This is a genomic window from Geobacillus jurassicus NBRC 107829 (genome assembly GCF_001544315.1).
GTDB lineage: Bacteria > Bacillota > Bacilli > Bacillales > Anoxybacillaceae > Geobacillus > Geobacillus jurassicus.
Genome location: NZ_BCQG01000023.1, coordinates 16,184 through 27,270 on the forward strand (window position 1 = coordinate 16,184; position 11,087 = coordinate 27,270).

11 protein-coding genes and 2 tRNA genes are annotated in these 11,087 nt (G+C 53.3%); all 13 read right to left on the reverse strand.

The genetic code is table 11. The annotated features are described in order from the left end of the window. Positions 1-22: 22 nt before the first annotated feature. A complete protein-coding gene (prkT, locus tag GJ1_RS08240) occupies positions 23-997 on the reverse strand; it encodes a serine/threonine protein kinase PrkT (RefSeq protein WP_066230991.1) in 975 nt (324 codons plus the stop codon). Continuing rightward, positions 960-1,736 carry a vWA domain-containing protein gene (locus tag GJ1_RS08245; protein ID WP_281176923.1) on the reverse strand — a complete coding sequence of 259 codons (777 nt, stop codon included), beginning with the start codon at positions 1,734-1,736 and terminating at the stop codon, positions 960-962. Before GJ1_RS08245 ends, prkT begins: the two co-directional genes overlap by 38 nt. Before the next feature lie 29 nt (positions 1,737-1,765). Beyond that, positions 1,766-4,246: a stage II sporulation protein E gene (gene spoIIE, locus GJ1_RS08250; protein WP_066230996.1), complete on the reverse strand. Its 2,481-nt coding sequence runs from the start codon at positions 4,244-4,246 to the stop codon at positions 1,766-1,768. Positions 4,247-4,442: 196 nt separating this feature from the next. Continuing rightward, positions 4,443-4,514, reverse strand: a tRNA-Glu gene (locus GJ1_RS08255). Between the two features lie 15 nt (positions 4,515-4,529). Beyond that, positions 4,530-4,603, reverse strand: a tRNA-Met gene (locus GJ1_RS08260). A 252-nt stretch (positions 4,604-4,855) separates the two neighbouring features. Continuing rightward, the gene (locus GJ1_RS08265; protein WP_066230999.1) at positions 4,856-5,251 is read right to left on the reverse strand and encodes a S1 domain-containing RNA-binding protein; all 396 of its coding nucleotides are present in this window, start codon (positions 5,249-5,251) and stop codon (positions 4,856-4,858) included. A 118-nt stretch (positions 5,252-5,369) separates the two neighbouring features. Further along, on the reverse strand, positions 5,370-5,741 hold the full coding sequence (locus GJ1_RS08270) for an FtsB family cell division protein (protein WP_066231002.1): 372 nt from the start codon (positions 5,739-5,741) through the stop codon (positions 5,370-5,372). A 16-nt stretch (positions 5,742-5,757) separates the two neighbouring features. Then, the gene (yabQ, locus tag GJ1_RS08275; RefSeq protein ID WP_066231004.1) at positions 5,758-6,390 is read right to left on the reverse strand and encodes a spore cortex biosynthesis protein YabQ; all 633 of its coding nucleotides are present in this window, start codon (positions 6,388-6,390) and stop codon (positions 5,758-5,760) included. Further along, a complete protein-coding gene (yabP, locus tag GJ1_RS08280) occupies positions 6,387-6,692 on the reverse strand; it encodes a sporulation protein YabP (RefSeq protein ID WP_066231006.1) in 306 nt (101 codons plus the stop codon). Before yabP ends, yabQ begins: the two co-directional genes overlap by 4 nt. A 123-nt stretch (positions 6,693-6,815) precedes the next feature. Then, positions 6,816-7,097 (reverse strand): RNA-binding S4 domain-containing protein, encoded by a 282-nt coding sequence (locus tag GJ1_RS08285; RefSeq protein WP_066231009.1) that lies wholly within the window; start codon positions 7,095-7,097, stop codon positions 6,816-6,818. Positions 7,098-7,111: 14 nt separating this feature from the next. Further along, positions 7,112-8,569 (reverse strand): bifunctional methyltransferase/pyrophosphohydrolase YabN, encoded by a 1,458-nt coding sequence (gene yabN / locus GJ1_RS08290; RefSeq protein ID WP_066231015.1) that lies wholly within the window; start codon positions 8,567-8,569, stop codon positions 7,112-7,114. 6 nt (positions 8,570-8,575) lie between these two features. Next, entirely contained in the window at positions 8,576-10,126 is a 1,551-nt protein-coding gene (locus GJ1_RS08295) for a putative polysaccharide biosynthesis protein (RefSeq protein WP_066231018.1), read from the reverse strand. Positions 10,127-10,370: 244 nt separating this feature from the next. Further along, on the reverse strand, positions 10,371-10,907 hold the full coding sequence (gene spoVT, locus GJ1_RS08300) for a stage V sporulation protein T (protein ID WP_066231021.1): 537 nt from the start codon (positions 10,905-10,907) through the stop codon (positions 10,371-10,373). Positions 10,908-11,087 lie beyond the last annotated feature (180 nt).

Genomic DNA, 11,087 nt, shown 5'->3' on the forward strand with positions numbered 1-11,087 from the left:
CTCAAAAACATTTTATCATAAATCACATCGCCAGCTGCCAGTATATATAAAGGCCGTAGGCACCAAGCAGCGCTGCGGCGATGACCACCGTTTCGACAATCCCTCTCGCTTTGCCGCGCCGTTTCGCCTGCCGCCTCGACCGGCGGCCTGGCGCCGCCTTTCTTTCATTTTTCGTCGATGTCTGGCGCGAAGAAGCGGCCAATAAGTCGCGGCGCATATCGGCCGCCTTCTGATATCGGCCGTCAAGCGCCTTTTGCAAGACATCCTTGTATTGAGCCAAAAAGCGGTCCGCTTCGATGATGGCCAACAGCTGCGCCCGCCCGTCGCCTTTTTTCTCAATCGGTCCCGGGCAGCAGGAAGAAATCATTACCATCGCCGCGGCAAACAAGTCGTAGGATGGTTCCGCTTTGCGCGACCCGAGCCCCCAATAGCCTCGGTCATACAGCTCGGTGAACTCTTTCACCGCCCTTCCTTGCATCGTCGTCCCGCCCACGTCAAGCAGCCGAACCGACGGCGGCGGCCCGGTGATGATCAAATTGTCCGGCTTTAAATCGCCGAACACCCATCCTTCTTGATGAAGCCGCTCGAGCACCGACAACAGCTGCACAACGAGCACCGGCGCCCACTCTTTTCCGCGGCGGCGGATAAAAGAAGCGAAATTCTCTCCTTCAATATACTCCATCACATAAAACGGAATCGTTTCCCGCGCAAACGGGCTTTGCCAATCATCGGCTTCCAGCAAAGAAGGCCCGAGGGCGGCTCCCTGGACCTTGGAAAAACGGCGCAATATATTCATTTCCGACGCCAACGACGCATAGTCATCGCTCAGCTTGACAGCGACACGAGTCCGGCCGCTCTCCGCCAAATAGACGACGCCGTTCGCCCCGCTGCCGAGCCGCCGCAGCAACCGATACGAACGGCCGTGCCATTTGCCGGTAACGACCGTGCCGGTCGGCAAGTTACAAAGACGATTCTTCGATGTATGGCTCATCGCCACCGCTGATCCAGCTCCTTAGCGACCTTTTGCGGTCAAAATAGGCAATCGCCTCGCGCAACGCCGGTCCGGTCGGCGTCAGCCCGCCCGATGCCAATTTCGGAAAGACAGCAGTCAACTCTTCGATTCTCGGCGTCCAGTCGATCATTTTTTCGGCGTGCGCCCGTTTTCCTGGGAAGATGAACACGGAAAAGCGGTTTTCGCCCATGCGCGCGTTTAAGCTGAGCGATAAATCGACGAGAGCCTCTTTGACGGTCGGCAGCTTCGTTTTCATGCTCCCGCTCGTATCGATCAAAATGAGCACATCAAGGGCGACCGTTTCCCCGAGTTCGTCGACGACTTCCATCACCTGGCCGCGCTTGTCCGGCGGCAAGTCTTCCAGCGAGACGTCCGAACCGAGGATTTGTTTCAACTCTCGGTTAACGAGCCCTTGCAGCGTCTGGGTCATCGCCTGGCGCGTCACCATTTGCACCGTTTGCGAGAGCTGTTTCGCATACACGACTTGGCTCATTCCGCCGCCAGCCGCAGCGATCGCTTCAATTTCCCGCCGCCCGCTTTCATCCATCGCATCTTTGTCCAACACACCAATCACGTTCACCGTAATGCCTTGCTCGCGAGCCAGCGCTGCCATGGCGGCTGGGTCCTCACCATGGTTGGAGCATCCATCGGTAATGAGCAAAATTTGCCGCAACGTTCCTGTTCGCACGTTCGTTCCCCTCCTTGGCGAATGTATTACCATCATCGCCGCGAGGGAACGTTTTTATACCCCGTTTATTGCGCCTTTTTCATATACATGTACGCTGGAATCGTCGCCCATTTCGGCGTGTTGTGCTGCACTTTGGCGACGACGACGGTCATATCGTCCTCAATTTCCCCACCGCATTGGCGGATCACTTCTTCCATAATCAAATCGGCGACTTCTTGCGGGTCGTTCGTCTTTAATTCTTGAATTTTCCGCTTCATCCAAACATCATGATTTTCGACGTTCATCGGTCCTTCAAACACACCATCGCTCATCATAATGAGCAAGTCTCCTGATTTCAGCTGCTCGGTGACGACGTCAAATTCTACTTCCTTAATAATGCCCATCGGCAAGTTGCTCGCTTCCACTTTCATCACTTTGTCGCCGCGCTTGATAAAGCTTGGCGTCGAGCCGATTTTCAAAAATTTCGTCGCCGCGTTTTGTAAGTCGATGATCGCCAAATCGAGCGTCGCATACATGTCTTCCGTCGTCCGCAGCGCCAGAATGGAGTTGATGGACTTAATGGCGATGGACTCATCCATTCCCGTCTGCAAAATCTTTTGCAACAGGCGCAACGTCTCGCGGCTTTCGTCATGCGCCCGCTCCCCGTTGCCCATGCCATCGCTGATGGCAACGGCGTACTTGCCGGTGGCAAGCTCAATCGTCGCATAGCTGTCGCCGGAAATGAATCCCCCTCCTTTAGCGGCGAACGCGACACCCGTTTCGACGACGAACGCTTTCGTCGAGCCGAAGGCGACGCGGCAGTAACCGTTCGGGTAGGCGGCGCACTCTTCGCGCTTGACGACGATCGTTTCCCCTAAGATGTCCGACAGCATCGGCGCAATCAATTTTTCACACTCGCCGCGCCCGTCGCAGTAAGGAATGCTCATCTCGATGTCGATGTTCCCTTTTTCCAAACTGTAAATGTCGACATGGCCGACTTCGATGCCGAACTCTTGCAGCGCATGGTAAATTTGCTCTTCTTGCAAATAGTGGTTTTCCTGTTCTTTTTGCATTTCTTTAGCAAAGTCATCCATCACTTGCGAAACGCCCAACAGCTGTTCAGCGACAAGTTTCCGGCTTTCGTGAATTTGCCGTTTGAGCTTGCGGTTAGCTTCATAAGCGACCATCTCTTTTTCGATCACGTCGACGACTTTGCCAGCCTTGACGCAATACCGCTCCCACTCGCGCAGCAACTGATGGTTTTGTCCTAACGTTTTTTCGTCCGCCTCGCGCATCATTTGCTTCATGTACGCATAGGTTGTACTAAAGTTGTCCGCCCAGCATTGCGCCTTCTTAAAGCACGTTTGGCATGTTTTTTCCGTAATCTCGCTCAAAAAATAGTCGACTTCACGATCGCTGTATTCATTGGCATCCGGAAGCGGTTCGGGTGAAAAGCTTTCCGCCAGCGCCTGAAAGACGTTGGAAAACTGCGATACGCGTTGCGCCGTCATATCGCGGATTTTCCGGACGTATTGCTGCTGCTCATTTATATATTCTGCCGTGCCGGGAATGTATTTGGCGATTTTCTCCGTCAGTGAACGGGATGTACCAAACAACAGCATAATAGCGATGCCGGATTCAAGCAGCGTCGGGATGAGTTCAGTTTTCCCTTCGCCGTACAAGCCGAGCAGCAGCGTCGCAACGAGGAGACCAAACGCCACCCCGGGTTTTCTCCCTTCCTTCAACAGCCCTCCAAGCAGCCCGGCAAAAGAGAGCAAACTCATTTCCGACAAGTTGCCGACGTTCGCCAAGCTCAGCACAAGCCCGGTGACAACGCCGACGGTCGAGCCGGTCGCCGCCCCGGCGACAAACGCGAACAATAAAACGAGGTAGCGCGACATCACGTTCTCCAGCGATAAGCCATATATGGACCAGCCGATCATCCCGGTCAACATCGAGGCAAGCAAAATGATCAACGAAATGATCTCTTCCGCCCGCAGCGCATGTTTATGCTTCCGCACCGTCAACAACGGGATGCTTTGCATAAAAATCAATGTCAATACAAGCGACAGCCCAGCCTCGACGACCGCCATGGCGACGCCGTAGACCGTCCGCTCCCCGAGCCAATAATAGGAGATCAGCCATTTCGCGGAAAGAGACAGCACAAACACGACAAACGGAACGATTTTCAACGACTCGCTGATCACCCTCCGCACCCATCCGTAAATAAAGAGGAAGCCAAAAATGGAAACGCCGACAAACAGCGCCACATCAAACGACAGCGTCAAAGCGCCGGCCAACAGCGAAATCAACGCAAAAGCGGCCTTGTCGCGGCTCAGCATATAGACCGAGACGAAAAAAGGCAAAGCGAACGGAGTCAGCTTCGATAAAATCAACGCTCGTCCAAGCAAAAAGCCGACAAGGAGAAGCAAAAAACCTTGACGGATGAACAGATGGCCAAGTCGCAGTTTCACATGGCTCATCCAGCGCGACACCGTTGCCTGCGTGTCATGAATCGGCACTTCCGAAATGCTGCGGCGCACCGTCCTTCTTTCTACTCTTTCCATTCCCGATCCTCTCCTTTGCTTTCTATTACCCCCTATTATATCGCCTGAATTGTCAGGAATTTGTCAAAATCACGGAGAAAAATAAAAAATCGTTCGACGTTTTCCACGGCAAAACATGGTCAACAGGCTTGTTCCGACAGAAAGAGACAAAAAAGAAAAACGAGCATGTCGCTTGATGGCGCATGCTCGTTTGCGATGACCCGTACGGGATTCGAACCCGTGTTACCGCCGTGAAAGGGCGGTGTCTTAACCACTTGACCAACGGGCCGTTTTCAATGGTTGATGGCGGTGGAGGGGATCGAACCCCCGACCTCACGGGTATGAACCGTACGCTCTAGCCAGCTGAGCTACACCGCCGTGTGACAACAGTTAATATCATAACGGAGGAGATGACGATTGTCAATACATAGAGGCGAAAAATGCATTCTCTTGTTCCATATAGACTCTCATGACGAAAAAGGTTTCATCGCCATTATCCTTCCGTGGGATGTTATCATGTCGGACATTTGAGAGCTCGAGTATTTTTACGATCGAAACAAAAAAGCATCCATCGCGATGGATGCTGGGTTCCTCTATTTGTCATCCTTCGAGCAATCTTTCAGCAGCAAGTTACCCCCGTCTCGCTCCACGACCTCCCCGCTTCGACTCCGTATGACGGCGCAACGATGCCAATCGATCCTCACTCTCTTTTAAGAACCGGCTGATTTTTTGTTCCAAGCTGTCCGCCGCGGAGCGGTCGTTTCGGTGGCGCGGCCGCTGCGAAGAAGGCGTGTCTTTTGCTTTGCGGATGGACAAGCCGATTTTTCCATCTTGACCGACGTTGATGACTTTGACGTACACCATATCGCCGACTTTCAGATGATCGTTGATGTCTTTGACATAGTTATCGGCTACCTCGCTAATGTGAACGAGTCCAGTGACCCCCTCCGGCAGCTCCACAAACGCCCCAAATTTCGTAATGCCCGTGACCTTGCCTTGTAACTTGCTGCCTACTTCAATCGACATAAAAAAAGTGCTCCTCCTTAAAACGCTTTAAAGATGGTGTTTTTTTTATTATAGCGAATGAAAAAAATGCGTGTCAATATGACGAACGCCCGTGTAAAACGGGCATTCGCAAGCATCCTTATTTTTCCGGCAAGACGAAAATGATTTCCCCATCTTTCGATAAGTAATATTTTTTTCGCGCCAGCTCAGCGATGTAGTCATCATCATGCAGCTTTTTTATTTCCTCTTTCAGCTGCTTTTCCTGCCGGCCAAGCTTCGCGAGCTCCTCTTTCAGCTTTTGTTGCTCCGCCGTTTTCGCATTGATCGCCTTCGCCTGCGAATGCAAGGTGTAGACAAGTGCAGAGGCGAACATCGCAAACAATAACGACCAAACAGCCAAACGGACAGCGACAGCCCGCCGCCTTCTCGCCGCCTTTTGCTTTTTCTCTTCATGCTCCGCCATATACGTCGACGACAGCTTCGTCACGTTCGTTCTCCGGGGCACGTTCATCGTGTTTACACCTCTTTTACTCGCGCCATTTCGCAAGCCACATGCTTATTTTCTCTTTTGTATTCTTGATTTGTCCAGCAAATCCTTTTAAACGGCGAAAAAATTTTCCCACCCCGTCTCGTCTTGGCGGCGGCACCCGCCGCCAAATGATGATGCCCGTCCACCGCAGCGGGGCGAACAAAAGGCAGATCGTCTTCCAAGCGGCAAGCAGCAGAAACCGGGCGATCCACAACAAAAGCCGCCAGGCGAACAATAGAAGCGCCAGCGCCATTTGCCCAAGGAGAACGAGCGGGCGAATGATCATGACGCGGAACAGCTGAGCGAGCGCCTGTCCGAACCGTACTGCCAGCCCAATGAGCCACTCAAGCACACGAACATACCAGGAGCGGAGCAGACTTTGGTACGCCGCATACCCGCATAAAAGCGCCAAAAAAAGATAAAAGCGAAGCTCGCCTTCATTGACGAGCAGAAGAACATAAAACACGATGAACGCCTGCACTGTCCAGAACAGCACGTCGTTCACAAAGACGAGCCAATGCGCCCGCTCATGCCGCTTAAACAGCCGGCTGTACGCATCCCACGCCATGCCGAGCCAGCCTCCCATGCCGATCATCGCCAGCATGGTGTATAGCTGCAGGCTGACATTCATTTGAACAACTTGCTAAAGAATCCTTTAGCCTTCTCCTGATGGTCGTCTAAATAAACGAGGTCAAAAATGCGTCCTTTAATCGAAACGACGCCTTTGTCGACATCCAAGTTTTTCATTTGCAAGTTTTGCCCGCGGATCGCCAAAAAGCCCATGACCGTTTCAAGCAAAAATTCTTCATTGTCAAAGCTCTCGACTTGTTTCACCCCGGTGATGTCAAGAAGACGCCGGCCACGCATAATCACATCATGTTCCTGGACCAGGCCTTTGTTCGTACTTCCGCTGAATTCATCGTGTCGGTTCATGTTTCATCCCCCGCATTTCCATTTAGTAATGAACGCCGTCAAGGCCAATCGCCTTTTCTCACCCGTTGTTTGTACCATATGTATGTCAGCGGGGAATGGTTTAGAACAAGCCTGCAGGACAAATTAAACGTCGTCTTGTTCCGATGCCGGAGCGGTCCGTTCTTCACGGATCAATTCGTACAGACCGGCAGCGTCCTCTTTTTTTGTTGTCTCTTTTAGATCCGTCACTTTTACCGTTACCCGCTTTTGCCCAAATTGAATCGTCAATTCGTCGCCGACTTTCACATCAGAACTCGCTTTGGCGACATGGCCGTTGATCCACACTCTTCCTTGATCAGCGATTTCCTTCGCCAGCGTGCGGCGTTTGATGAGACGGGACACTTTTAAAAATTTATCAAGACGCATGCATGATCCCCCTATCATTCATTTTCTTTAGCTTCTTCCCAAAAGCGGTCAAGCTCGGCAAGCGAAAACGAAGTGATCGGCCGGCCGCTTTTTCGCACTTGTTCCTCAATATAGGCGAAACGGCGGGCAAATTTGTCGTTCGCCATTTGCAGTGCTTCTTCCGGCTGAATTCCGTAATAACGGGCTAGGTTGATGAGCGCAAACAACAGATCGCCAAATTCGCCGACAAGCCGATCGCGGCGGCCGCCGGACGTTTCGGTTCGAAACTCCGCCATTTCTTCTTCGACTTTTTGCCAGATCGGTGCGGCGTCATCCCAGTCAAACCCGACTTTCGCTGCTTTTTTCTGCAGCTCATACGCCCGCATCGTCCCCGGCAAACTTTTCGGAATGTCGGCAAGAATTGATTCCGGCCGTCCGCCTCCCTTTTCTTTCTCTTTGATCTTCTCCCAGTTGGCAACGACTTGTTCAGCCGTCTCAGCCGTGACATCACCAAACACGTGCGGATGGCGGCGGATCATTTTCGCCGTCAGCGTGCGGATGACGTCGTCGATCGAAAACACCCCGCGGTCAGCGCCAATTTGCGCATGGAGCATTACTTGCAGCAATACATCGCCGAGCTCTTCGACCATATGGTCATCGTCGTCCTCATCAATCGCTTCAAGCAGCTCATACGCCTCCTCAAGCAAATAGCGTTTCAGCGATGCATGCGTCTGTTTCCGGTCCCACGGACAGCCGTTCGGCCCTCGGAGCGTCGCGATGACGCGGCGCAGCGTCTCAAACCGGTGATAAAGCAACGGCTCATCCTTCACCGGCGGCACATAGACGCTTGTCAAGTTGTCAAGCGCCGTTTGGCGATCCAGTTCATAAAGCGGCACGCGCTTCACTTGCTCATCCTTCGTGCCCGCTGCGGTGACAATGTAGACCGGGTAATTGTCAGGAAGCTGCTCCATCAAGGAAAGCTTCACGTTCGAGGCAACAAACGAATCATACACTTGGCAAAAGACCGTATGAAGCGAAGGCGACCACTCTTCATCGTGAAACGCAGTCGCATCCAACAGCTGAAATCCTTCAATCGGATCGATGCGCACCGCCGCAAACAGCGCATCCAAAAAGCTTTGGCCGCCTTGGATGACGATTCGGCAGACGCCGCGCCGCTCGGCTTCGAAAAGAAGCTGCACCGTCCGCTCGGCGACAAGCGGATGGCCGGGAACAGCGTAAAACACATCGCCGCGCTTCGCCTGTTCCGTCAATCGATCGACGATTTCGGCGTACACATCAGCAAACTGCTCATGCTTTTCATACACTTCATCAAATGACGTAAACGCAATTCCTTCCTCTTCAAGCCATTTTACCGCCGGGTGTTCTTTCGTCCGCAAAAAGAGCGGATGCGCCTGTTTTAGCTTTCGATACACGCCGACCGGCAGCTGTTCCACATCTCCGGCGCCAAGACCGAACACATAAATCGTATTCATCGCCGATCACCTGCCCCCTAATCGTAGACGAAATTTATTGGCCAACGGCAAAGCAGCCAACTCCTGTTCAGAAAAAACACGGCCTTTCACAATGCACGCAAGATAGACGACAGCACCAATGGCAACCCCGCCAAGCGCCTCGGCGGCCGCCCATAGGCGCTCCCCTCCGGAAGCGTCCATCAGCCATACATACCCTTGCAGCACAGCGACCATCACAACAGCCGCCTTTATGGTTGGGTACACGTACTTCCCGCCCATCATCCGATATTCCCGCGGCAACGAAGCGTATAAAAAGCCCGCCATAAGTGCATAAGCGCCCGTCGTCGCCGCGGCGGCGCCAAGCGCCCCGCTCAATGGAGCAAGCCAATGCATGAGCACGATTTTCCCCGCCACCGCCAGCGCCACGCCCGCAGCGGCCCTCCATTCCCTTTCCATTCCTTGCAACAATGCAGAGGCGGTCAACGCGATCGTCGTAAAAAAGACGGAGGCGGACAAAACAGCAAGCATTGCTGAGCCATATTCATTTTCAAACAACATCGCATTGATCGGTCGAATAAGGCAAATGAGCCCTAACGAAGCGCCAAGCCCAATGACAACAGCGAGCCGGATGGACAACGCTCCATAGGCGAAAGCGACGACTTGGCGGCGGGAACTGGAAATAAACGGAACAAGCGCCAATGAAAACGACGTGCCGACGACCGTGCCGAGCTGAATGAGCGGCTGACCGCGGTCGTACACTCCTTTTAGCCGCTGCACCTCGTCGAGCCTTGCCCCTGCTTCCTGTAGAAGCGGAACGAATAAAAATGAATCGACGAGTGGAATCAGCGTCAACGCCATATTCGTCAAGCAAATGACTGTCCCAGCCGTCAATAAACGCCGTCCCACCTGTCGATCCCAAGCCGGCGGCGTGCGGCCCGTCGTTTTTAGCCTCCGGCGCCGAGACAGACAGAAAAGCAAAATGAGAAGCGCCGCCGCCATGCCTACTAGCGTCCCAGCGACCGCCGCCATGCCGCAAGCATAGACGTCGGCGCCGCGCTGCACCGCCCCATACGACAGCCCTAAAATCGCCGCCACCCGCACGAACTGCTCGCCGACCTGAGACGCCGCCGTCGGCGTCATATCATGCCGCCCTTGGAAATAGCCGCGCAACAACGCGATGGGCGGAAACAGCAAAAACGAAAACGAAAGCAAGCGCACGAGCGGCGCAAGCCGTCTGTCGCCCATCGCCGCGGCAATCACCCCCGCCCCTAGGTACAGCGTGGCGAACAAGATGGCGCCAAGGATGCTTAACACCAACAAGGCAGCGCGCACAACAGCCGCAGCCCCCGCTTCATCCCGTTCCGCCAGCCGCTCGGCGACAAGCTTCGAGACAGCAACCGGATAACCGGTCAGCGAGAGCGCGACGACGATGCCATAAATCGGGTACACTTGTTGATAAATATAAAAACCAATGTCCCCCACCATATTTTGGTACGGAACACGGTACAAAGCGCTGAACAGTTTCGCCGTCAAAGCGGCGGCCGTTAAGATCGCCGCCCCTTTCCATACGTTTCCCATACGGTTTCTCCTCTCGCATAGACAACCCGCCCAACCTAAACGCCGGAAGCGATAGAAGCCGCCGGGCGCCCCATTGGCTACGCTCGATATTATAACGCAACTTTGGCCCGCTGGACAAAGGCGATGGTCGGCCGGCATAGCCTACACGCCGTTCCGCAAGCCGGAGAACGGTGAAGGAATTCAAAATCTCCCATTAGGTTGGACGGAAAAAAAGGCAGCCTAGGAAGCTGCCTTGTCGTTTCACCTATTGTTCCATTTGCCGAGCCAAAAAGCTGGCGGCCGTTTCCACTGCTTTATGTTCCACTTCACCGAGCGTTTTTTCACGCGATAAAATGATGACCGCTCCGATCGGATCGCCGTTGGCGACAATCGGGCCGATCGTGTATGACTTCAGCGTTTCTGTCATCCCGTCAACGAGCTCGACGTCCCCCTCCTCCGTATGGAGGATGGAATTGCGCTCTTGCATCGCTTTTTCCACCAACGGGCTGACGCTTTTGTTCATATACTCTTTTTTCGAAACGCCGGCGACAGCGATGTATACATCGCGGTCGCAAATGAGCACAGGCTGGCCGAGGCTGTCAAACAGCGCTTCGGCGTACTCTTTGGCAAAGTCGCCTAATTCACTGATCGGCGAATATTTTTTCAAAATGACTTCTCCATCGCGGTCAACAAATATTTCGAGCGGATCTCCCTCGCGAATGCGCAACGTTCTGCGAATTTCCTTCGGAATGACAACTCTTCCCAAATCATCGATACGACGAACAATACCGGTTGCTTTCATGCCTTGTATACCCTCACTTTCATCTAGGATTTGAAGGATACTCCGATGAACCCTTTGTAATGGGGAATTCACCATTGTTGTCATTAGTATCCTTCACAATCCACGTTCTATACGTGATGAAAGTGATTTCGGCCATTTTAGATAAAATTGCCCATCCTTCATTATCGCCACAGGCAGGAA